The organism is Streptomyces boninensis (genome assembly GCF_048572725.1).
Taxonomy (GTDB): Bacteria; Actinomycetota; Actinomycetes; order Streptomycetales; family Streptomycetaceae; genus Streptomyces; species Streptomyces boninensis.
Genome location: NZ_CP183837.1, coordinates 7,283,187 through 7,304,289 on the forward strand (window position 1 = coordinate 7,283,187; position 21,103 = coordinate 7,304,289).

Consider the following 21,103-nt stretch of genomic DNA (forward strand, 5'->3'; position numbering starts at 1 on the left):
CAATGAACCAGGGTAAGGGCTGGGAGGCCCAGCTCCGAAGCCGTCGTGGCATCACCGCCGCGGTCGCCGTGCTCGCGGCCACCGGGCTGCTGCTGTGGTGGGTGCTTCCCGGTGGCTCCGACCAGCCGTCCGGCGACGTGACCTTCGCCACTGGCGTGCCCAACGGGGTCTACGAGACGTACGGGAAACTGCTCCGCGAGGCCACCGCCAAGGACCTGCCCGACCTGCGGATGGAGCTGGAGCACAGCGAGGGCTCGGTCGACAACGTCAAGAAGCTCGCCAAGGGCGACGCCGACTTCGCCGTGGCCGCCTCCGACGCCGTCGCCGCGTACGACGGCCCCAATGCCGGCCGGCTGCGCGCCTGCGCCCGCCTTTACGACGACTATGTGCAGCTCGTCGTCCCCGCCGACTCGGACATCAAGCAGGCCGCCGACCTCAAGGACAAGCGGGTCGGCGTCGGCGAGGACGCGTCGGGCGTCCAGCTGATCGCGAAGCGCCTGATCAGGGCCGCCGGGATGGACTTCAACCGGGATCTCACGCCCGTACGCAAGGGCCTGGTCGACATGCAGGAGGCGCTGATCGAGGGCAGGATCGACGCGTTCTTCTGGTCCGGCGGGCTGCCCACCACGTCCGTACGGAAGCTGGCCAAGAAGACCGACATCTCTCTCGTCCCCCTCGACGACCTCATCGGCCCGCTGCGCAAGCAGGGCGCCGCCACCCGCTACTACCGGGCCGCGGTGATGCCCGCCGACGCCTACCCGGGCGTGCAGCGCAACAAGGCGGTCAAGACGATCGCGGTGGCCAACCTGCTGCTGACCACCGACCGCGCCGACGACCGCCTCACCGAGGGCCTCACCCGCTCGGTGATACGGAGCCGCGACCGCATCGGGAAGACCGTGCACGCGGCCCAGAAGGTGGACCTGCGCACGGCCGTCTTCACCGATCCGCTGGAGCTGCACGCGGGGGCCGCCCGCTACTACCGCTCCGTCAAGCCGTGAACCGCTCCCGGTGCTCCGCCGCCCACTCGGCGAAGGTGCGCGCCGGGCGCCCGGTCACCTGCTCCACGGTGTCCACGACGGTGTAGCCGATCTCCGGCGGGCTGCCGTGCACCCACACGAAGAAGTCGATCGTGTCCTTGTCGTGCCCCTCGGCCGCCCACCGCTCCCGCGCCTGCTCCTCGGTCAGCTCCACGTACGCGATGTCCCGGCCGGTGGCCTCGGCGAGGATGCGCACCTTGTCCGGCTTGGTGAGCGCCTCGGGTCCGGTCAAGGTGTACGTTTGCCCGTGGTGGCCGTCGCCGGTCAGCGCGGTCACGATCACCGCGGCGATGTCGGCCTCGTGCACCATCGCGCTCAGCGCCGCCGGGAACGGCTCGCGGACGGTCTGCCCGTCGCGGATGGAGCCGACCCAGTCCAGCGCGTTCGACATGAACTCCACCGGCTGCACGAAGGTCCACTCCAGGCCGGTCGCCTGCAGCGCCTCCTCGACCTGCTCGCCCTGTACGCCCTTGAGCACGGTCGCCCGCCGCACCCCGGCCCGTACCGCCAGCTCGACCACCTCGGCCGCGGTCTCCAGCGGCCCGTAGTCATCGCCCGCGAAGCCGATGAAGTGCACGGCCCGCACGCCGTCGAAGACGCCGTCCAGGGTCTCGGGGCGAGTCAGGTCGCCCGCCACCACCTCGACGCCGTCGGGGAGGCCCGCGGCCGCCGGGTTACGGGTCAGCGCCCGCACCTGGTGGCCGCCGTCGAGCAGCGCCGCGACGACCCTGCGGCCCACATTCCCCGTCGCGCCCGTCACCAGAAAAGTCATTGCCGTGCCTCCCGCGTAAGTCCTGCCGTGCTGACAAGAACCACGCTAGGAGGCGTTGCGGACAGATTCGGTCCTCAATGTTCGAGGCATTTACTCGGGCGCGCTCCGCGGCACCGTGATCGTCACCCGCAGCCCGTGCGGCTCGTTCGGGTCGTACGCGATCGCGCCGCCGCCCGCCGCCAGCAGCGCGCGGGTGATGGAGAGCCCGAGACCCGAGCCCTTCACATTCTGGTGCCGCCCGCTGCGCCAGAAGCGGTCGCCGACCCGCTCCAGCTCCTCCTCGGTCAGCCCGGGCCCGCCGTCCGCCACCACGATCCGCACCGAGCCGCCGCTCGCCCCCGTACTGACGTCAACCGCCTCCCCCGCCGGGGTGAACTTCACGGCGTTGTCGATGACGGCGTCCAGCGCGCTCGACAGCGCCACCGGATCCGCCCAGCCGGTCGCCGCCGCGGCCCCGGAGACCGTCAGCGCGACACCCTTGTCGTCGGCGACGGGGCGCCATGCCGCGGCCCGCTCGGCGGCGATCTCGGCGACGTCCGCGAGCTGCAGGTCCGCGGCCGCGTGCTCGGCCAGGGCCAGGTCGAGGAGGTCGTCGAGGACCGTCGCGAGCCGCTTGCCCTCGGTCCGTACCGACGCCACCTCCTCATTGCCTTCCGGGAGTTCCAGGGCGAGCAGCTCGATCCGCAGCAGCAGCGCGGACAGCGGGTTGCGCAGCTGGTGCGAGGCGTCGGCGACGAAGGCGCGCTGCTGGTCGAGGACGTCCTGGACGTTGTCGGCCATCTCGTTGAAGGAGTGCGCCAGGCGGCGCAGCTCCGGCGGGCCGCCGGCCACCGCCACCCGGGAGGCCATGGCGCCGGTGGCGATGTCGTGGGTGGCCTTGTCCAGGTCCCGTACGGGCCTGAGCACCCACCCGGTCAGCCGGTACGCGGCCGCCACCGCCAGCAGCATCGCCACCACGATCCCGGCGCCCAGCACCAGCCAGCCCTCCAGGATGCGCGAACGCATCTGCCCGGTGGGGGAGTCGGTGACCACCACCGCGACCACGTCGCCGTCGCGGACGATCGGGGAGGCGACGGTGAGCCGGCCGCGCTGCCAGGGGTAGACCTGCGGCGGGTCGTGGCTGCGCCGCCCGGCGAGCGCCTCGTCGAAGGCGAGGCCGCCCGCGGTGCCCTGGGCGGCGGCGGGCCAGCCGCCCGGCGCGGCGGCCATCGGCTTGCGGTCGCGGTAGTACACGCCCGCCTTGATGCCGTAGAGGTCGTGGTACCGGTGCAGTTCCTCGCCGAGCGTGTAGAGGCGCTCGTCCTCCGCCGAGTCGCCATCGCCGTCGCGCGAGGTGACGTACTGTGCCAGCGAAGCGAAGCGCGCCGTGTCGTCTATGCGGTCGACGACCACCTTCTGCTGCTCGTGCGTGGCGATCCGCCCGGCGAGCGGGAAGCCGAGGGCGAGCAGCACTCCGGCCATGAGGATGATCAGCAGGGGGAGGAGACGGGTGCGCACGAGGGAAGCCTTACCGCCCTCAGCCGGCGGCGGGCGGCACGACGAGCCGGTAGCCGACGCCGCGCACGGTCTCGATCAGCTCCGGCAGCCCCAGCTTGGAGCGCAGCGAGGCCACATGTACCTCCAGGGTGCGGCCCGTGCCCTCCCAGCTCGTACGCCACACCTCGCTGATGATCTGCTCCCGGCGGAAGACCACCCCGGGCCGGTGCGCCAGCAGCGACAGCAGGTCGAACTCCTTGCGGGTGAGGGAGATGTCCTCGCCCTCCACGAACACCCGGCGGGTCGGCAGCTCCAGGGTGAGCGGGCCGAGCCGCAGCGCCTCGTGCTCGTCGTCGACCGGCTTCTCGGGCGTCTCCGGGCCCGGCCCGTCCGCGGTGCGCCGGGCGACGGCGTGGATGCGGGCGAGCAGCTCGCCGGTGTCGTACGGCTTGACCACGTAGTCGTCGGCGCCGAGGTTCAGCCCGTGGATGCGCGATCGCACATCCGCGCGGGCGGTGACCATGATGACCGGGGTGGACGTCAGCTTGCGGATCCGCCCGCACACCTCGAAGCCGTCCTGGTCCGGGAGCCCGAGGTCGAGCAGCACCACGTCGAAGGGGGCGAGCTTGCCGTGCAGCAGCTCCTGGAGGGCCTCCTCGCCCCCGCGCGCGTGCCCGACCTCGAACCCGTGCCGGCGCAGCACGGCGGCGAGCGCCGCGGCGACGTGGTCGTCGTCCTCGACGAGCAGCAGCTTCACAGCTCCTCACCTCCTTCGTCTTCCGTGGTTTTGGCGTACACCGTCATACACCGTTACCGGGCGCCGGTGCGTCAAGAGGTGAGCGGATCACCTCCTTGTTTCCTCTACGTGACCAGCACGGACGAGGTACGTCCGGTTCACGCAGAGTGTCCGTTTGAGTCTGGATCGTTATGCTCAATTTCCCCTCAGATGTAATGACGGTCGCTCAACGTGCTAACTAAGGTCCAGGCAACCGAAGAGGATGGAGCCAGAAGCGGATGACCGAGGTTTCGGTGACCAAGGACGCGGTGCCGCCCGCAGGCGAGCCGCTTGTCGTCCTGGACCACGTGAACAAGCATTTCGGCGCGCTGCACGTGCTCCAGGACATCAACATGACCATCGGCCGCGGTGAAGTGGTCGTCGTCATCGGCCCGTCCGGGTCCGGCAAGTCGACCCTGTGCCGCGCCATAAACCGCCTGGAGACCATCGACGACGGCACGATCACGCTGGACGGCAAGCCCCTGCCCGCCGAGGGCAAGGAGCTCGCCAAGCTGCGCGCCGACGTCGGCATGGTGTTCCAGTCGTTCAACCTCTTCGCGCACAAGACGGTGCTGGAGAACGTGACCCTGGGGCAGGTCAAGGTCCGGAAGAAGGACAAGAAGGCCGCTGAGGAACACGCCCGCGCGCTGCTCGACCGAGTCGGCGTCGGCAACCAGGCGGACAAGTACCCCGCCCAGCTCTCCGGCGGCCAGCAGCAGCGCGTGGCCATCGCCCGCGCGCTGGCGATGGAGCCGAAGGTGATGCTCTTCGACGAGCCCACCTCGGCGCTGGACCCGGAGATGATCAACGAGGTGCTGGAAGTCATGCAGCAGCTCGCCCGGGACGGGATGACGATGGTCGTCGTTACGCACGAGATGGGCTTCGCCCGCTCGGCCGCGAACCGTGTCGTCTTCATGGCGGACGGTCAGATCGTCGAGGAGCAGGCGCCGGACCAGTTCTTCACCAACCCGCGCAGCGACCGGGCAAGGGACTTCCTGTCGAAGATCCTGCACCACTGATCAGCTGCCGGCACGTAACCGAAAAAGGATGCGCATCATGAATCTCCGCAAGGTCAGCGCCGCTGCCGCCATCGCAGCCGCACTCTCCCTCACCGCTGCCGCCTGCGGCGAGGGCAACAAGGGCGAGTCGGCGGGCGACGGCGGTGGCGACAAGGTCACCATCGGCATCAAGTTCGACCAGCCGGGCCTCGGCCAGAAGACGTCCTCCGGCAAGTACGAGGGCTTCGACGTCGACGTCGCCACCTACGTGGCCAAGAAGCTCGGCTACAAGGAGAGCGACATCGAGTGGAAGGAGACGCCGAGCCCGGACCGCGAGAACATGATCAAGCGCGGTGACGTGGACTTCATCGTCGCCACGTACTCGATCAACCCGGAGCGCCAGAAGGAGGTCGACTTCGCCGGCCCGTACTTCCTGGCCCACCAGAAGCTCCTGGTCCGCTCCGACGCCAAGGTCACCACCGCCAAGGACCTGAACAACAGCAAGTCCACGCTGTGCTCGGTGACCGGCTCCACCTCGGCGCAGAACGTCAAGAAGGACTTCGCCCCGAAGGCCCAGCTGCAGTCCGCCAACGGCTACTCCGAGTGCCTCCCCGGCCTGGAGAACGGCAAGATCGACGCCCTCACCACGGACGACTCGATCCTCGCCGGTTACGCCGCCATGCCCGAGCACAAGGGCAAGTTCAAGGTGACCGGCGCCCCGCTGAGCAACGAGAACTACGGCATCGGCCTCAAGAAGGGCGACACCAAGCTCAAGGACAAGATCAACAAGGCCCTTGAGTCGATGGTCTCCGACGGCGAGTGGGAGAAGGCCGTGAAGAAGAACTTCGCCGCGGCCAACTACAAGTACGAGCCCGCCCCGAAGATCGGCGACATCAAGCAGTAAGCGCACCAGGACGCGCCGGCCGCCGCGGGCGGGCGGCGCGTCCTGCCATCCACTTAACGGAAGAGCGCGGGAGATCGTGTTCGACTTTCTAGAAGGCTACGACCTGCTCGGGGCGTTCTGGGTCACGGTGAAGCTGACCCTGATCTCCGCCGCGGGGTCCCTGGTCTGGGGCACGCTGCTCGCGGCGATGCGGGTCAGCCCGGTGCCGCTGATGCGGGGCTTCGGCACCGCCTACGTCAACATCGTGCGGAACATCCCGCTCACGGTGATCATCCTCTTCACCTGGCTGGGCCTGAACCAGACGCTGGGCGTCGAACTGGGCGGCCAGGGCGTCGTCGCGACGACGAACTTCCGGCTCGCCATCCTGGGCCTGGTGGCGTACCACGCCGCCTTCGTCTGTGAGGCGGTGCGCTCCGGCATCAACACGGTGCCGGTCGGCCAGGCCGAGGCGGCCCGCGCGATCGGGCTGAACTTCACGCAGGTGCTGTGGCTCATCGTGCTGCCGCAGGCCTACCGCTCGGTGGTCGGACCGCTGGCGAACGTCCTCATCGCGCTGACGAAGAACACCACCGTGGCGGCCGCGATCAGCGTCGCCGAGGCCGCGGCGCTGATGAAGGAGATGATCGAGAACGAGGCGCAGATCATCCCGATCGGCTTCGTCTTCGCGGTCGGCTTCGTCATCCTGACCCTGCCGGTCGGGCTGCTGCTCGGCTGGGTGAGCAAGAAGGTGGCGGTCAAGCGATGAGCTCCGTCCTGTACGACGAGCCCGGGCCCAACGCGAAGCGGCGTAACGTCGTCTACTCCGTCGTCTTCCTGGCCGCCGCCGCCGTCGTCGTCTGGTGGGTGTGGTCGGAGCTGTCCGACCAGGGCCAGCTCGAATGGTCCAAGTGGAAGATGTTCTTCACGGAATCCGACCCGTGGGAGAACTTCCTCCTCCCGGGCCTGAAGAACACCGTCATCGCGGCCGCCTGGGCCACGGTGATCGCGCTGCCGCTGGCCGCCGTCCTCGGCATCTCCCGGCTGTCGGACCACGCCTGGGTGCGCTGGCCCTCGGGCACGCTGGTGGAGTTCCTGCGCGCCATTCCGGTGCTGCTGATGATGCTGTTCGCGAACGAGTTCTACGCCCGGTTCACGGACGTCGACTCCGAGCAGCGGCCGCTCTACGCGGTGATCACCGGCCTGGTGCTGTACAACGCCTCGGTGCTCGCCGAGATCGTCCGCGCCGGCATCCTGTCGCTGCCGCGCGGCCAGACCGACGCCGCGAAGGCGATCGGCATGCGCAAGGGCCAGATGATGCGGCACGTGCTGCTGCCGCAGTCGGTGACCGCGATGCTGCCGGCGATCGTCAGCCAGATGGTCGTCATCGTGAAGGACACCGCGCTCGGCGGCGCCCTGCTCGGCTTCGCGGAGCTGCTGAACTCGGTGCGCCCGATGAGCAACGCCTACGGGGCGAACGTGATCGCGTCGTTCACCATCGTCGCGGTGATCTTCGTGCTCCTGAACTTCGCCCTGACCACCTTCGCGAGCTGGCTGGAAGGCCGGATCCGGCGCGGCAAGAAGACCACCGGCGCCGTCGTGACGGGCGACCTCGGGGAAGAAGCGGCCGCGGGCGGGCCCGGACGAGGCATCGTCTAAGGGCCCATGGCCCGTCAAGGGCCCGGTGCCACGGCTGTAGAGTTGGACCGTGCACCGGGCCCCTCTCACCTGCTTCGTTCGTAGCGCTGTGCAGTCGTGGATCCGGTAATCGTCGTCGGGGCGGGCCCTGTTGGGCTCGCCCTCTCGCTTGTGCTCGGCTCGTACGGGGTCAACACCGTGCTGCTCGACGGCGGGACCGCGGGTGCCGAGGAGGCGCGGCAGGCGCGGACGGTGGTGCTGCGGCCCGATATGGCGGCCTTTCTCGGGCGGTTCGGGTGTGCGGACGCGCTGCGTACGGAGGGACTGCGGCTCGCCGGATGGCGGGCCGTACGCGGCGCGCGTGAGGCGTCGCGGGAGGAGTTCGCGGAGGCCGAAGCGCCGCTGCACATCCCGCAGTTCGCGCTCACCCGGGCGCTGCGGGCGGCGCTGGACGAGCGCAAGTGCGTCGAGTACGTCCGCGAGGTGCGCGCCGATGCCCTGGAGGCCGAGCCCGACGGCGTCATACTGCACACGAGCCCCGTGGACGGCGGCGACGGCACCTGGTGGCGCGGCAGCCACCTCGTCGGCTGCGACGGCGCCCGGTCCACCGTACGCAAGCTGCTCGGCGTCCGCTTCGCGGGCCGTACGGCCGTGGAGCGGCACGCGGTCGCCGCGATAAAGGCCGAACTCCCCTGGAGCGGCGAGGCGTTGCTCCAGCGCGGCGGGCAGCGGCGCGGCCTCGGCGCCGAGGTGTCCGCGCGGCCGCTGGCGGGCGGCGCCTGGCGGCTGGACTGGCTGCTCGGCGAGGAGGACGGCCTCGTCACGCCGGAGGCGCTGCTGGAGCGGGTCGCCGCCACGCTGTCCGCGTGGGGCGCCGCCGACCAGTCGTACGAGCTCCTCGACACCGGCGTGCACACCGTCCACCACCGGCTCGCCCGGCACTTCCGCCGCGACCGCTGCTTCCTCGCAGGGGACGCCGCCCACCTCGGCGGCGCGATCGGCACCCAGCAGCTGGAGGAGGGGCTGTGCGACGCCCGCAACCTCGGCTGGAAGCTGGCCCTCTCCGTCCAGCAGCCGCGGACGAGCGAGACGCTCCTCGACTCGTACGAAACCGAGCGCCGCGGCGCCGTGTCCGGGAGGCTGCGCGCCGCCGATCAGGCGCTGCCGATACTGCGCAAGGGCAATCTGCGCGGGCGCGGGGCCGCGGGGCTGCGGCTGCTGCGGGACGGGCATCTCGGCAAGGGCGCGATCGGCGGCCCGGATGTGTACGCCGACTCGCCCCTGGCCCCCGACCCGCTGCCGCCGCACGCGCTCGCCGTCGGTACGGACTGGGGCGCCCAGGTCGCGGACGTGCCGGTGACGGCCGCGGAGGGCGGCAGCGGGCGGCTGCGGGAGTGGCTCGGCGGCGTGCCGCTGGTGGTCTTCCTGGCGCCCGGCACCCGCTACTGGGACCGCAGCAGGCTGCTCGGCGCCGGATTAATGCCGCAGCTGCGGCAGGCGCTGGACCGGCTGCCGGTGCCGACCGAGCTGCTGATCGCCGAGGAGTACCCGGGCGCGGCGCCGCACACCGTCCTTGTCGTACGGCCCGACGGGGTGCTGGCCGCGGCGCTCGGCGGGGTGAAGGCGGCGGAGCTGCACGCGGCCGTGGACGCGCTGCGCGGCGGCGCCAGGGTGTGAACCCGACGCCGCCGCGCTGATCAAGCGGGACCTACTCGACCCCCACCACCTCCACCGCCTTCGGCGCCAGCGCCACCCGCCCCGGTGCCGCGGTCGCCGCCAGCGCCAGCACCGCCGCCACGCCCAGCACGCCCGCGCAGGCCAGCGGCGCGACGGCCACCGACACCGTGCCCGTGAGGCCGGCGCTGAAGGCGCTGAGCACCGCGGCCGCGATCCCCGTGCCCAGCGCCGCCGCCGTCAGCAGCGACGCCAGGGCCTCCAGGCGCAGCATCCGCAGCACCTGCGGCCTGGTCGCCCCGGCGAGCCGCAGCTTCGCGAACTCGCGCACCCGCTCGGACACCGACATGGCCAGGGTGTTGACCACCGCGATCGCCGTGAAGGCCAGGATCAGGGCCATGGCGAGGAGGTTGACGTCGGCGTTGGCCTGGTCCCGCTCGGCCGCCAGGTCCCGGGCCTCGCCCGGGGCCAGGACGCGCACACCCGGGAAGTCCCGCACCGCGGCCGCGAGTCCGTCCCGCCCGCCGTCCGTGCGCACCAGCACCGCCGCGGACAGCGGGTTGTCGACGTGCCGCGACACCAGCGAGTGCGCCATCGTCAGGTCGCCGAAGCCGAGGCCGCGGGCGTACACGGCGGCGACCCGCAGGGTGACGGGGGTGCCGTCGCCCAGGGTGACCTTCAGCTTGCTGCCTGGTTTGAGATCGCGCTGGTCAGCGGCCAGTTCGCTGACGGCCACATCGCCGCGGCCGAAGCCCTTCAGCGAGCCGGAGACGACCTCCGGGTCCCAGTTACGGGCCAGGCCGGCCGAAGTCACGCCCTGCGAGGGGTACTTGTCCAGCCCCACCCGTACGGTCGTCCGCACCACCTCGGTCACCGTCGCCACCCCGGGCGCCTTCCGTACGCGCTCCGCCGCCGCCGACGGCACGCCGGGGCCCTCCGAGGCCAGCACCCAGTCGGCCCGGGTGCCGTCCGCCGCCTCCCGCTCGGCCGCGGAGGACAGCGTCGGCTGGCTGAAGAGGACCGTGGAGGCCATCGCGATCAGCAGCGCGAGCGGGGTGACGGCGGCGGCCATCCGGACCGCGTTGCCGCGCAGATTGCGGCGGGCCAGCACGCCGGGGAAGCGGCCGAGCCGCAGCGGGCCCGCGAGCAGCGCGGCGGCGGCCCGTACCAGCAGCGGGCCGAGCAGCGACACCGAGCCGCACAGCACGATCACCGCGAGGAAGGTCACCGGCGTCGCGGCGGCCTCCGTCTGCAGCGAGCTCAGCACCGCCACCAGCGTCGTGCCGCCCGCCAGCAGCACCAGCCCCGCGATCGTCCGGCCCCACGAGAACCGCCGCTCCAGCGCCGCCTCACCGAGCGCCTCCGCCGGGCGGATACGGGCGATCCGGCGCGCCGCCAGGCGGGCCGCCGACCAGGCGCCGAGGAGCGTGGCCAGCAGCGCCACCGCCGCCGGGAAGAAGCCGATGGCCGGCTCCAGCGTGGCGGGCACGGCACCCAGGTCGGTGAAGCGGCCCAGCAGCCAGTGCGACAGCGGCAGGCCCGCCAGCGCGCCCAGCACCCCGGCCACCGCGCCGACCAGCAGCGCCTCCCGGCCGATCAGCCTCCGGATCTGCTTCCCCGACGCGGCCACGGCGCGCAGCAGCGCGAGCTCCCGGTGCCGCTGCTGGATCGTCAGCGCGAAGGTGCCGACCACGACGAGGATCGCCACCAGCAGCGACGTGCCACCGATCGCGGCACCCATGCTGATCAGCTTCACCCGCGCCTTGACCGCGTCGATGAACTCCACCGGCCCGCGGTCGTCCCCCGTCGACACCTGCGCCTTGGTGCCCGCCAGCGCCTTCCGTACGGCATCGGCGGACACGTCGTCGCCGAGCAGCCCGATCGCGGTCGCCTGCCCCGGCCGGGCGGCGAGCCGCTCGGCCTCGGCCTGGCTGAAGAAGAGCGCGTGCTGGCGGGTGACGTCGCCTTCCGCGACGCCGCTGATCCGGTACGTGCGCGGCGCCGAGGTCGCCTGGACGGTGAGCCGGTCGCCGGGCTTGAGGCCGAGCCGGGAGTCCACGACGACGTCGCCGGCGGCACGCGGGGCCGTGCCCGCGGTGAGCTTGAACGGGGTCAGGGCGGCCGAGGACCAGGCATGCCCGTACGCGGGCACATCGGTCTTGCCCTTGCCCATCGGCTGGGCGGGGAAGGTGAGTTCGGGCACGACCCGCCGCACGCCCTCCACCCGCGCAAGCCGATCCGTCAGGCCCGCGTCCAGCCACACCCGCTCGGCCAGCGGCTTCGCCTTGTGCTTGACCTTCGTCTTGCCGTGCTTCTTCTTGATCGTGGTCTGGTGGACGTTCTGGTCGGCGGAGACGATCACGGGTGCCGCCGCGTACCGCTCCGTCGCGATCTTCCCGCGCAGCCCCGTCTCCAGCAGCCCGCCGCACGCGGTGATCAGCGCCGCCGCACAGAAGAGCGCGAGGAACGCGCCGATGAAGCCGCCCTTCCGGGCGCGCAGAGTCTTCAGAGCCAGCCGGAGCATCATGAGTCGTCGTCCTCGGAATCGGGGGCCGGGAAGGCCAGCAGCTGGGTGCGTACGGTGCGGGCGCCGGCCGGAGTCTCGGCCTCGGGGCGCTTGTAGCGGTCGAGGAGGGCGATGAAGTCCTCGAAGAACTCGTTCAGTTCGCCCGCCGTCAGCCGGATCGTGCCGCGCGAATACGGGAAGGCGTCCCGCCACTCGCCGTGCGCCTGCCGCTGGGCGCGCTCGAAGAGCTCCAGGTCGGCGGCGAAGGCGTGCCGGTTCACCGAGTCGAGCACGGCGCGCGTCTCGTCGCTCTGCTCGGAGCGCCGCGGAAAGCGCAGGTCGCCGCCGGCCGCCCGCCACCACCGCTCCCGGCCGCGGCCCGGTTCGTCGGTGACGAAGCCGTGCCGGGCCAGCTCGCGCAGGTGGTAGCTGGTGGCGCCGGTGTTCAGGTCGAGCGCGCGGGCGAGCGAGGCGGAGGTGGCCGGGCCGTGCAGCGTCAGCTGCTGCAGCACCAGCTGGCGGCGCGGGTGCGCCAGGCACTTGAGGGCGGCGAGGTCCGGGATCACTTTCGGCATGCTGTCCACACTTCCGTGTGCACAGTTTTTTGTGCATCCGGCGGCCAGGCGTCCTGGCCCTGGGGTTAACCCCACCGCGGACATGGCAATGCCCCCGCCACAGCGGGGGCATTAACCGTAAAAGACGAGCTCAGACCGCGTAGCGCCGCAGCTCCGCTGCCAGCTCCTCGTGCACCCGAGCCTTCAGCAGGGTGCCCTCCGCGGTGTGCTCCTCGGAGATCACCTCGCCCTCGGCATGGACGCGCGAGACCAGCCCGCCCTGGGTGTACGGGACCACGGCCTCGATCTCGACCTGCGGGCGCGGCAGCTCGATGTCGATCAGCGCGAGCAGCTCGTCGATGCCCTCGCCGGTCTTCGCCGAGACGGCGATCGCCCGCTGCTCGATGCGCAGCAGCCGCTGCAGCACCTCGGGCTCGGCCGCATCCGCCTTGTTGATCACCACGATCTCCGGCACCTGCGTGGCGCCGACATCGCGGATCACCTCGCGTACGGAGACCAGCTGCTCCTCCGGGTCCGGATGCGAACCGTCGACCACATGCAGGATCAGGTCGGAGTCGCCGACCTCCTCCATCGTGGAACGGAACGCCTCGACCAGGTGGTGCGGGAGATGGCGTACAAAACCAACCGTGTCGGCCAGCGTGTACACCCGCCCGCTCGGCGTCTCGGCCCGCCGGACCGTCGGGTCGAGGGTGGCGAACAGCGAGTTCTCCACCAGCACGCCCGCGCCGGTGAGCCGGTTGAGCAGCGAGGACTTGCCCGCGTTGGTGTATCCGGCGATCGCGACCGAGGGCACCTTGTTACGGCGCCGCTCCTGGCGCTTGACCTCGCGGCCGGTCTTCATCTCCGCGATCTCCCGGCGCATCTTCGCCATCTTCTCGCGGATCCGCCGCCGGTCCGTCTCGATCTTGGTCTCACCGGGGCCACGGGTCGCCATGCCGCCGCCCGCCGAGCCGGAGCCACCGCCACCCATCTGCCGGGACAGCGACTGACCCCAGCCGCGCAGCCGCGGCAGCATGTACTGCATCTGGGCGAGCGCCACCTGCGCCTTGCCCTCACGGGACTTGGCGTGCTGGGCGAAGATGTCGAGGATCAGGGCCGTACGGTCGACGACCTTGACCTTGACGACGTCTTCGAGATGGATCAGCTGGCCCGGCGACAGCTCACCGTCGCAGACGACGGTGTCGGCGCCGGTCTCAAGCACGATGTCGCGCAGCTCCTGGGCCTTGCCCGAGCCGATGTACGTGGCCGGGTCGGGCTTGTCGCGGCGCTGGATCACGCCGTCGAGGATCTGCGAGCCGGCGGTCTCGGCGAGGGCGGCGAGCTCCGCGAGGGAGTTCTCCGCGTCCCGCGCCGTGCCGGACGTCCAGACGCCGACCAGCACCACGCGCTCAAGGCGCAGCTGCCGGTACTCGACCTCGGTGACGTCCTCGAGCTCGGTCGACAGGCCGTCGACGCGGCGCAGGGACGCGCGGTCCTGCCGGTCGAGCTGCTCGCCGTCGCGATCCGCATCGTCACCGAGACCCCAGCCGGCGTCCGCTTCCATCAGGGCGTCGGCCCGGAGGCTCTCGGTAAGGCGCTCGTCGTCCTGGGGAAGGGAAGAGGGAGTCATCGGTTCCTTACGGTTCGGAGAAATGGGATATCGCAGGAAAGAACGCAGCTCAGACCGGAAGAATTCCCGCCCGGCGACGCCGCCCGCGCCATAGATGGTCGCACGGGCGGCGCCGCGGTTTCATCCGATTACTTCCCGCTACTCCGAGCGCCAGTCCGGGTGCCCCGGCATCCTGGGCGTCTGCTTCCCGTACAGCCAGCCGGCGAAGAAGCCCGACAGGTCCTGCCCCGACACCTCGGACGCGAGGGCGGTGAACTCCTTCGTGCCCGCCACGGAGTCGGTGTGCCGCCCGACCCACTCGCGCTCCAGCCGCTGGAACGCCCGCTCGCCGATCCGCTCCCGCAGCGCGTACAGCACCAGCGCGCTGCCGTCGTACATGACCGGCCGGAAGATGGTGAGCTTGTCCTCGGAGTCCGGCTTCTTCGGCGCGGCCGGGGCGCCGCCGCCGCGCCGCCAGGTGTCGCTCTGCGCGTACGCCTCCCGCATCCGGCTCTCCAGCGACTGCAGGCCCTGGCCGTCGTTGTACAGGGCCTCGTACCAGGTGGCGTGGCCCTCGTTCAGCCACAGGTCGGCCCAGGTGCGCGGGCTGACGCTGTTGCCGAACCAGTGGTGCGCCAGCTCGTGCACCATGATCCCGCGGGCGTAGGCGGCGGGCCCCGCGCCCTCGTCGAAGAACGGCCGCTCGAAGAGCGACAGCGTCTGCGTCTCCAGCGCGAAGCCGGAGGACATGTCGGCGATCAGCAGCCCGTAATTCTCGAAGGGATACCTGCCGACCTGCCGCTCCATCCACTCGATCTGCGGCCCGGTGGCGTCGAGGAACGGCTTCAGCTCCTTCGCGTCCCCCTTCGGCACGACATGCCGCAGCGGCAGCCCGTGCGGCCCCTGGCCGTGCACCACGTCGTAGCGGCCGATGGCGACCTGCGCCAGCTCGGTGGCCATCGGGTGCGTGGTGCCGTACGCCCAGGTGGTGGCGTTCCGGCTGCGCTGCTGCCCGGCGGGCAGCCCGTTGGCGACGACCGTGACGCCGCGCGGGGCGGTGACGCGGAAGGTGAAGCGGGCCTTGTCGGAGGGGTGGTCGTTGCCGGGGAAGACCCGGTGTCCCGCGTCGGCCTGGTTGGCCATCACCAGGCCGTCGCCGGTACGGATCCAGCCGCTGTCCTTCGCCTTCGGGTCGGAGGTGTGCCGGACGGTGACTCGCATCGTCTGCCCGGCCCTGACCGGCCGCGCGGGCGTGACGGCCAGGTCCTCGCCGGCGGCGGCGAAGCGCGCTTCCCTGCCACCCACCGTGACGCGGCTGACGCGCCCGTCGCTGAAGTCCAGGTTGAAGGCGGGGAGGTCGCGGTCCGCGCGGGCGGTGATCGTGGTGACGGCTTGCAGCGGCCGGTCGTTGCGACCGCTGTAGCGCAGGGCGATGTCGTAGTCGCTGACGTCGTAGCCCGGGTTGCCGAGGTGCGGGAAGAGCGGGTCCCCGATGCCGAGAGGCTCCGGCGCACTGGGCGCGGCAGCGGCGATGGTGGCGAGGGCGAGCCCGGCGAGGAGGGCCTTCGACGTTCGTAGAGATCGCAGGGGTTGCATGGCCAACGGCTATCAGCGCCGCGCGCGCGGCTGGCGATGGCACGACGGGGCCGCACCCTAATGAGTGTGGTGGCACCACATCGCTCAGTGCGCGGCCACCCGCCTCCGGCTGACGTCGTAAACCCCCGGCACCCGCCGCATAGCCCGCATCAACCCAGGCAGCGCCGCGGGCTCAGCCAGCCGCAGCGTATAGGTATGACGAACCCGCTGCTCCCGAGGCATCTCCACATCCGCCGCCACAATCGCCGCCCCTTCGGCGGCGATCGCCTCGGTGAGATCCGCCAGCAGATGCGCCCGTACGAACGCCTCCGCCTGCAGCGTCACCCGCGCCCCACCATGCGCGGCACCCGAGCCATCCGCTTCCTCACGCCACCGCACCGCGACCGGCTCCCGCCCCGCCGTGGTCATCCGCGCCACCGCGGAACACTGCACCCGATGCACGGCGACCGCCCCGCCACGGACCGAGAAGCCGGTCACGGCGTCCGGCGGCACGGGCGTACAGCAGCGGGCGAGGCGTACCGCAGCGTCCGGCACCTCGGCGACCGCCGGGCCGAGGCCCGAGGGGGCGGGGGAGACCGGGGGCGAGGCCTGCGGAGGGCGTCCGGGGGCGCTGCCGTCGGGCTCGCGCTCGGCCTCCGCGGGGTGTTCCGTCAGCCAGCGGGTGATCGCGATCCGGGCCGCCGGGGTCTGCGCGTGGTCGAGCCACTCGGGCGCGGGTGCGGAGCTGCTGTCCTGGGCGAGCAGCAGGTCGAGGGTGTCGCCGTCGCGCAGCACCGTGCCCAGGCTGACCAGCCGGCCGTTCACCCGCGCGCCGACGCAGGCGTGCGCGGCCTCGCCGTAGCGGGCGTACGCGGCGTCGACGCAGGTGGCGCCCGCGGCGAGGCCGAGCGGGCCGGTGCGGTCGCCGTAGATGGTGATCTCCCGGTCCGGCGCGAGGTCGTCGCGCAGCGTGGACCAGAAGGCGTCCGGGTCGGGTGTGGCCCGCTGCCAGTCCAGCAGCCGGGTCAGCCAGTCGCCGACGCCGCTGCCCTCGGGCCGGGCGAGGGGGTTGTCGAGGGCGATGACGCCGGCCTCGGCGATGCGGTGCATCTGGCGCGTACGGACGAGGACTTCGACGACATGGCCGCGCTCGTCGACGACGGCGGTGTGCAGCGACTGGTAGAGGTTGTACTTCGGCGCGGCGATGAAGTCCTTGAACTCCGACACCACGGGCGTGAAGCAGGTGTGCAGCTCGCCGAGGACGGCATAGCAGTCGGCGGGCTCCTCGACCAGCACCAGCAGCCGCGCGAAGTCGCTCGGCCGCAGCTCGCCGCGCTCGCCCTGCCCGGCGCGTTTCAGCCGGACGCGGTGCACGGAGACGGCATGCCGCGGCCGGAGCTGCACCTGTCCGGCGATACGGGCTTCGCCGAGGACGCCGCGCAGCTCGTCCGCGGTGTCCTGGAGCGGGTCGGGGCGGGAGGCGTGCTCCAGCAGCCGCTCGCTGGTGGTGGCGTAGTCCTCCGGGTGCAGGATGGCGAAGACCAGGTCCTCCAGCTCGGTCTTCACCGTCTGCACGCCGAGGCGCTCGGCGAGCGGGATGAGGACGTCGCGGGTGACGCGGGCGATGCGGGCCTGCTTCTCGGGGCGCATCACGCCGAGGGTGCGCATGTTGTGCAGCCGGTCGGCGAGTTTGATCGACATCACGCGGACGTCGCTGCCGGTGGCGACGAGCATCTTGCGGAAGGTCTCGGGCTCGGCGGCGGCGCCGTAATCGACCTTCTCGAGCTTGGTGACGCCGTCGACGAGATAGCAGACCTCCTCGCCGAATTCCGCGCGGACTTGGGCGAGGGTGACGTCGGTGTCCTCGACCGTGTCGTGGAGGAGCGAGGCGGTCAAGGTCGTGGTCTCGGCGCCGAGTTCGGCGAGGATGAGGGTGACCGCGAGGGGGTGGGTGATGTATGGCTCGCCGGACTTGCGCATCTGGCCGCGGTGGGAGAGCTCGGCGAGCACGTAGGCGCGGCTGAGGGTGTCGAGGTCGGCGTCGGGGAAGTAGGCGCGATGCGCCTTCGCCACATGCTCCAGCGCGTCCGGCACCCGGCCGCGGGGCGCGGCGGCCGCCGACAGCAGGGCCACACGGCCGAGTCGGCGCAGGTCGAGCCTGGGACGGCGGCGGGCAGCGCCGCCCGCGGAATCTCCCGAGGCGTCCGGGACCGGGCCAACCTCTGCGCTCAACAGGCACCTCCGGCACTCGACCGGTGGGCAGTGTCGTCCTGGTCGTCCATGACCGCCGAACCGGTGCTTGATGCTACCGAGCCCATCACGGAGCGCCACGCCGCTCTCGCCGAGAGTGGGCTGGATCACCTAATCGAGCTAATTGCCACCGGGTTTGGGGGTCTGGTGACCGGAAATGGCGCTTGCCGGTGTCCGCGGCTGGTCGGGGACGGGTGCGGATGGCTGCGGACGGCTCCAGGGTGCTCAGAGCCACCCGGCTTCGGTACGGCCCTCCGCCACGATCACCGCGGGTCCCGTCATCTCCACGGTCCCGTCCGGGTGCTCGGTGATCACCAGCCGCCCGCCGGGCACATCCACCGTGTACGTCTCCGGCCGGCCCGTGACCGCCGGGTCCACGCCGTCCCGCCGCGCGGTGGCCACCGCGACCGCGCAGGCGCCGGTGCCGCAGGAGCGGGTCTCGCCGGAGCCGCGCTCGTGCACCCGCATGGCCACATGCCGCGGGCCGCGGTCGACCACGAACTCCACGTTCACACCGTCGGGATACGCCGCGGCCGGGGCCACGCCGGGGGCGCGGAAGAGGTCCCCCGCCTCGGCGAGATCGCCGATGAAGGCGACGGCGTGCGGATTGCCCATGTTCACATGGCGCGCGGGCCAGGAGCGGTCGCCGACCGTGACGGTGACCTCGCCGTCGACCAGCCTGGCCGCGCCCATCCCGACCGTGATGTCGCCGTCCTTGTCCAGATGGATGCGGCGGACGCCGGCGCGGGTGGCGATGGCCAGGTCGCCGGCCTCCACGAGCCCGGCACGCTGCAGATAGAGGGCGAAGACGCGGGTGCCATTGCCACACATCTCGGCGACGCTGCCGTCGCCATTGCGGTAGTCCATGAACCACTCGGCCTCGGCCGCCATCTGCCGGGCCTCCGGGTGCGCCGCCGACCGTACGACCCGCAGCAGGCCGTCACCGCCGATGCCGGCCCGCCGGTCGCACAGCTTGGCGACGTCGGCGGGGGACAGGTCGATGACGCCGTCGGCGTCCGGGACGATCACGAAGTCGTTCTCGGTGCCGTGGCCCTTGAGGAAGTGCAGCGCGTTCACGGGATCAATCGTACGACGGGGGTCTGGGGCGCGGCTCAGCGCAAGCGCGCCACGCGCCAGACCGCGAGCGCCGCCAGCACGGCGACCAGCGCCAGATAGAGCGCCACGATCCGCCAGTCGGGCTTCCGCCCCGACCCCTTCGGCGGCAGCCCGGGCAGCACGTACCCGACCCGGCGGGCCGCCATCATCGCCCAGCCGCCCGCGCAGCAGCTGATCAGCAGGCCGAGCATGGCCACGACCGCGCCGCTGTCGCCGAACTCGAAGGCGAGCGGGAAGGCGAACATCAGCGAGCCGAGCACCGCGAGCACGACGATCGGGGCGAGCTGCCAGAAGCGCAGCAGCTTCGGGGGGCGCAGCTCGCGGAAGGACTCGCCGCCCTCCGCGGCGGCCGCCTGCTCGTCCTCGTCGGGACCGTCGGCGGCGAGGGTGCCGGGCTCGATGGGATCGGCGGGCTCGGCGGGCGGGAAGCCGTCGGCGGCCGCGAGATCGTCGGCGGCCGCGAGGTCGTCCGCGGGTGTGAAGTCCTCCGCCGCGGACAGCTCCTGCGGCTCGGGCTCACGTCTGGTGTCACGAGGGCCGGCCTCCATCGCCACGTGCCCTCCCAACCTCCGGCGGTACCGATCGAATACGGCGCGATTCGCATTGATGATGGCACGCCCAGGAACCCCTCAAGCACCACCGGGGCGTCCCGATGCCATCACGTGATCAGCCTGTGACCGGTCGTTCGAGCAAGGCTCGCGCGTGCCCCACGAGCCCCTCGCGATCGGCGCTCGCGCCGCTCAGCCAGTGCACCCGCGGGTCCCGGCGGAACCACGAGTCCTGGCGTCGCGCGAAGCGCTTGGTGGCGCGCACGGTCTCGTCGCGCGCCTCCTGCTCGGTGCACTCCCCGGCGAGGAACGCGAGCACCTGCTGATAGCCGAGCGCCCGCGATGCCGTACGCCCGTCGCGCAGCCCCTTGCCCTCAAGAGTGCGCACCTCGTCGACGAGCCCGGCCTCCCACATGCGGTCGACCCGGAGCGTGATCCGCTCGTCGAGCTCGGGGCGGGGGACCTCGACGCCGATCTGGAGGGTTTCGTAGACCGACTCGTGGGTGGGGAGGTTGGCGGTGAAGGGCTTGCCGGTGATCTCGATGACCTCCAGGGCGCGGACGATGCGGCGGCCATTGCCCGGCAGGATCGTGCGGGCGGCGTCCGGGTCGGCGGCGGCCAGGCGGGCGTGCAGGGCGCCGGAGCCATGGGAGGCGAGCTCGGCTTCGAGGCGGGCGCGTACGGCCGGGTCCGTACCGGGAAATTCGAGGGTGTCGATGGCGCCGCGCACGTACAGGCCCGAGCCGCCGACCAGGACGGGCGTCCGGCCTGCGGCGAGCAGCCGGTCGATCTCGGTACGGGCCAGCCGCTGGTACTCGGCTACGCTCGCGGCCTCGGTCACGTCCCAGATGTCGAGCAGGTGATGCGGCACCCCGTGGCGCTCGGCCTCCGTCAGCTTGGCGGTGCCGATGTCCATCCCGCGGTAGAGCTGCATGGAGTCGGCGTTGACGACCTCGCCGCCGAGGTGGCGGGCGAGGGCGACGCCCAGGTCGGACTTGCCGGCGGCGGTGGCACCGACGACGGCGACGACCTGCGGTCGGGGGGCGGGGCTCGGGGCGGAGCTCGGTGCGGCTGCAGTCACGCCGTAAGTCTCGCAAAGGCCGTCGCCCGGCCGGAAAGTCAGCCACGCGCGGCGCCCGGCCACGAATGAGCGACGTGACGTGCCGCCCCCGGGGTCGTTTGGCGTTTCGAGGTTCCGACCGCCGGTTTACGGACCGATAACCGAAGCGGCGCAATGAGACGCTCCGGATGGTGCGGGATTTCGCCCACAAGAGTTAGCTATGGAGTGATAATGGGCGTTCTTGACACGCTTCTCCGCCGCAAGAAGAACCCGTCAACCGAAGAGGCGGGGGAGGCCACCCAGACGGCCCCCGTCGAGGAGGCGGGCGGCGACGCCGCGGCTGCCGCGGCGACGGAGGCGGGCACCTCGGCAGAAGGTGCCGCCGCCGAGGGTGACGAGCAGGCCGCTGCTGAGGGGGAGGCCGCGGATGACACGGCCGCCGCGGCCAAGGCCGACACCGGCGCCGGCACCATCCCGCAGCAGCAGACCCCGCAGGATGCCCCCGACAGCGAGTCCGGGGAGGGGGCGCGCCAGTAACGCGCGGCCCATCGCTGGGTGCGCGCCGGTGGGGCGCGCACCCGGGTGTCCTTCATAATCCAGGTTCAGTTGGGCTTCCGGGTTCCGCTTGACACCAA

18 protein-coding genes are annotated in these 21,103 nt (G+C 71.9%); 7 read left to right on the plus strand and 11 right to left on the minus strand.

The window, feature by feature from the left end; all coding sequences use genetic code 11:
• Positions 1-2 precede the first annotated feature (2 nt).
• Entirely contained in the window at positions 3-998 is a 996-nt protein-coding gene (locus ACNNMR_RS33235) for a TAXI family TRAP transporter solute-binding subunit (protein WP_419998395.1), read from the plus strand.
• On the opposite strand, the gene ACNNMR_RS33240 is transcribed toward ACNNMR_RS33235, so the two are convergent.
• From ACNNMR_RS33240 to ACNNMR_RS33250, 3 genes are all read right to left on the minus strand, one after another.
• Positions 988-1,809, minus strand: coding sequence for an NAD(P)H-binding protein (locus tag ACNNMR_RS33240; protein ID WP_419998396.1), 822 nt, complete (start codon positions 1,807-1,809; stop codon positions 988-990). The two genes, ACNNMR_RS33235 and ACNNMR_RS33240, sit on opposite strands and share 11 nt — an antisense overlap.
• Positions 1,810-1,899: 90 nt before the next feature.
• A complete protein-coding gene (locus ACNNMR_RS33245) occupies positions 1,900-3,306 on the minus strand; it encodes an ATP-binding protein (protein ID WP_419998397.1) in 1,407 nt (468 codons plus the stop codon).
• Positions 3,307-3,325: 19 nt separating this feature from the next.
• On the minus strand, positions 3,326-4,042 hold the full coding sequence (locus ACNNMR_RS33250) for a response regulator transcription factor (protein WP_419998398.1): 717 nt from the start codon (positions 4,040-4,042) through the stop codon (positions 3,326-3,328).
• 257 nt (positions 4,043-4,299) lie between these two features.
• Between ACNNMR_RS33250 and ACNNMR_RS33255 the strand changes: the two genes are divergently transcribed.
• The 5 genes from ACNNMR_RS33255 to ACNNMR_RS33275 all read left to right on the plus strand — a co-directional run bounded on the left by ACNNMR_RS33255 (position 4,300) and on the right by ACNNMR_RS33275 (position 9,253).
• Complete coding sequence (locus ACNNMR_RS33255; RefSeq protein WP_419998399.1) at positions 4,300-5,079, plus strand: amino acid ABC transporter ATP-binding protein; 780 nt, start codon at positions 4,300-4,302, stop codon at positions 5,077-5,079.
• Between the two features lie 37 nt (positions 5,080-5,116).
• Positions 5,117-5,962 carry a glutamate ABC transporter substrate-binding protein gene (locus ACNNMR_RS33260; protein ID WP_419998400.1) on the plus strand — a complete coding sequence of 282 codons (846 nt, stop codon included), beginning with the start codon at positions 5,117-5,119 and terminating at the stop codon, positions 5,960-5,962.
• Positions 5,963-6,038: 76 nt separating this feature from the next.
• Positions 6,039-6,707 (plus strand): amino acid ABC transporter permease, encoded by a 669-nt coding sequence (locus ACNNMR_RS33265; RefSeq protein ID WP_419998401.1) that lies wholly within the window; start codon positions 6,039-6,041, stop codon positions 6,705-6,707.
• Positions 6,704-7,597: an amino acid ABC transporter permease gene (locus ACNNMR_RS33270; protein ID WP_419998402.1), complete on the plus strand. Its 894-nt coding sequence runs from the start codon at positions 6,704-6,706 to the stop codon at positions 7,595-7,597. Before ACNNMR_RS33265 ends, ACNNMR_RS33270 begins: the two co-directional genes overlap by 4 nt.
• Positions 7,598-7,693: 96 nt before the next feature.
• Positions 7,694-9,253: an FAD-dependent monooxygenase gene (locus ACNNMR_RS33275; protein ID WP_419998403.1), complete on the plus strand. Its 1,560-nt coding sequence runs from the start codon at positions 7,694-7,696 to the stop codon at positions 9,251-9,253.
• A gap of 31 nt (positions 9,254-9,284) precedes the next feature.
• On the opposite strand, the gene ACNNMR_RS33280 is transcribed toward ACNNMR_RS33275, so the two are convergent.
• The 8 genes from ACNNMR_RS33280 to miaA form a co-directional block, all read right to left on the minus strand.
• Entirely contained in the window at positions 9,285-11,777 is a 2,493-nt protein-coding gene (locus tag ACNNMR_RS33280) for an FtsX-like permease family protein (RefSeq protein WP_419998404.1), read from the minus strand.
• Positions 11,774-12,331: an ArsR/SmtB family transcription factor gene (locus tag ACNNMR_RS33285; RefSeq protein WP_419998405.1), complete on the minus strand. Its 558-nt coding sequence runs from the start codon at positions 12,329-12,331 to the stop codon at positions 11,774-11,776. The genes ACNNMR_RS33280 and ACNNMR_RS33285 overlap by 4 nt, the downstream gene beginning before the upstream one ends.
• Positions 12,332-12,461: 130 nt before the next feature.
• Positions 12,462-13,940 (minus strand): GTPase HflX, encoded by a 1,479-nt coding sequence (gene hflX / locus ACNNMR_RS33290; RefSeq protein ID WP_419998406.1) that lies wholly within the window; start codon positions 13,938-13,940, stop codon positions 12,462-12,464.
• 138 nt (positions 13,941-14,078) lie between these two features.
• The gene (locus ACNNMR_RS33295) at positions 14,079-15,515 is read right to left on the minus strand and encodes a M1 family metallopeptidase (protein WP_419998407.1); all 1,437 of its coding nucleotides are present in this window, start codon (positions 15,513-15,515) and stop codon (positions 14,079-14,081) included.
• Between the two features lie 84 nt (positions 15,516-15,599).
• A complete protein-coding gene (locus ACNNMR_RS33300; protein ID WP_419998408.1) occupies positions 15,600-17,726 on the minus strand; it encodes a RelA/SpoT family protein in 2,127 nt (708 codons plus the stop codon).
• A gap of 243 nt (positions 17,727-17,969) precedes the next feature.
• The gene (gene dapF, locus ACNNMR_RS33305; protein WP_419998409.1) at positions 17,970-18,821 is read right to left on the minus strand and encodes a diaminopimelate epimerase; all 852 of its coding nucleotides are present in this window, start codon (positions 18,819-18,821) and stop codon (positions 17,970-17,972) included.
• 35 nt (positions 18,822-18,856) lie between these two features.
• The gene (locus ACNNMR_RS33310) at positions 18,857-19,408 is read right to left on the minus strand and encodes a hypothetical protein (protein ID WP_420000564.1); all 552 of its coding nucleotides are present in this window, start codon (positions 19,406-19,408) and stop codon (positions 18,857-18,859) included.
• Positions 19,409-19,526: 118 nt separating this feature from the next.
• Positions 19,527-20,489, minus strand: a complete 963-nt coding sequence (gene miaA, locus ACNNMR_RS33315; protein ID WP_419998410.1) for a tRNA (adenosine(37)-N6)-dimethylallyltransferase MiaA — start codon at positions 20,487-20,489, stop codon at positions 19,527-19,529.
• Between the two features lie 210 nt (positions 20,490-20,699).
• Here miaA and ACNNMR_RS33320 point away from each other — a divergent pair, with 210 nt between their 5' ends.
• Positions 20,700-21,005, plus strand: a complete 306-nt coding sequence (locus tag ACNNMR_RS33320; RefSeq protein ID WP_419998411.1) for a hypothetical protein — start codon at positions 20,700-20,702, stop codon at positions 21,003-21,005.
• The last annotated feature ends 98 nt before the right edge of the window (positions 21,006-21,103 follow it).

Excerpts from the sequence above, each read along its gene's own strand:
- ACNNMR_RS33255 (WP_419998399.1), top strand. The coding sequence starts at position 4,300 with ATGACCGAGGTTTCGGTGACCAAGGACGCGGTGCCGCCCGCAGGCGAG.
- hflX (WP_419998406.1), bottom strand. The coding sequence starts at position 13,940 with ATGACTCCCTCTTCCCTTCCCCAGGACGACGAGCGCCTTACCGAGAGC.
- ACNNMR_RS33310 (WP_420000564.1), bottom strand. The coding sequence starts at position 19,408 with ATGGAGGCCGGCCCTCGTGACACCAGACGTGAGCCCGAGCCGCAGGAG.
- ACNNMR_RS33235 (WP_419998395.1), top strand. The coding sequence starts at position 3 with ATGAACCAGGGTAAGGGCTGGGAGGCCCAGCTCCGAAGCCGTCGTGGC.
- ACNNMR_RS33295 (WP_419998407.1), bottom strand. The coding sequence starts at position 15,515 with ATGCAACCCCTGCGATCTCTACGAACGTCGAAGGCCCTCCTCGCCGGG.
- ACNNMR_RS33260 (WP_419998400.1), top strand. The coding sequence starts at position 5,117 with ATGAATCTCCGCAAGGTCAGCGCCGCTGCCGCCATCGCAGCCGCACTC.
- ACNNMR_RS33240 (WP_419998396.1), bottom strand. The coding sequence starts at position 1,809 with ATGACTTTTCTGGTGACGGGCGCGACGGGGAATGTGGGCCGCAGGGTC.
- ACNNMR_RS33320 (WP_419998411.1), top strand. The coding sequence starts at position 20,700 with ATGGGCGTTCTTGACACGCTTCTCCGCCGCAAGAAGAACCCGTCAACC.
- ACNNMR_RS33280 (WP_419998404.1), bottom strand. The coding sequence starts at position 11,777 with ATGATGCTCCGGCTGGCTCTGAAGACTCTGCGCGCCCGGAAGGGCGGC.
- ACNNMR_RS33285 (WP_419998405.1), bottom strand. The coding sequence starts at position 12,331 with ATGCCGAAAGTGATCCCGGACCTCGCCGCCCTCAAGTGCCTGGCGCAC.
- ACNNMR_RS33270 (WP_419998402.1), top strand. The coding sequence starts at position 6,704 with ATGAGCTCCGTCCTGTACGACGAGCCCGGGCCCAACGCGAAGCGGCGT.